Here is a 500-nt window from a genome sequence, read left to right as displayed (position 1 = left end):
GGATCCACGGCGAGACGATGACGCGGAAGTCGTCGTCGAGGCCGGGGATGGCGTACTCGGCGGTGTCGATCACCACGACGTCCTCGTCCTTGGTGCGGTCGGCGAAGTTCGTGAGGAAGGCCTCGACGCGCTCGTCGAGCTTGCGGCTCTCGTCCTCGCCCTTGAACAGGAACACCGGGACGTCCCGCTCCACGAGCTCGAGCGTGCCGTGGAAGAAGTCCGCGGAGGTGATGTAGCGGGTGCGCTTCCACTGCATCTCCTCGAGGATGCACATGGCGAACAGGATCGTCTCGCCCCAGAGCGCGCCGGAGCCGATGAACATCGTGTAGGGCGCGAGGGCGTACTTCTTCGCGAGCTCCTCGGCCCTGGGCTCGAACTTCTTGCGGATGTCGAGCAGGTCGGCCCAGATGTCCTTGGTCTGCTCGATGAACAGGTCGTACTTCGGGAAGCAGCCGCGGCGGTAGAGCAGGCGCAGGCCGAAGCAGTCGGCGAGGTAGTAG

The 500-nt window shown here is 65.2% G+C and carries 1 protein-coding gene; it reads right to left on the bottom strand.

From position 1 onward, the window contains the following. Positions 1 to 500: SIS domain-containing protein (locus BN423_RS10505; protein WP_019240200.1), on the bottom strand; the 500-nt coding region annotated here is incomplete at both ends.

It is taken from the genome of Enorma timonensis (assembly GCF_000321165.1).
Classification (GTDB): Bacteria; Actinomycetota; Coriobacteriia; order Coriobacteriales; family Coriobacteriaceae; genus Enorma.
Note: the sequence above shows the minus strand (reverse complement) of the source record. Positions and strands in the feature narration are given on the sequence as shown.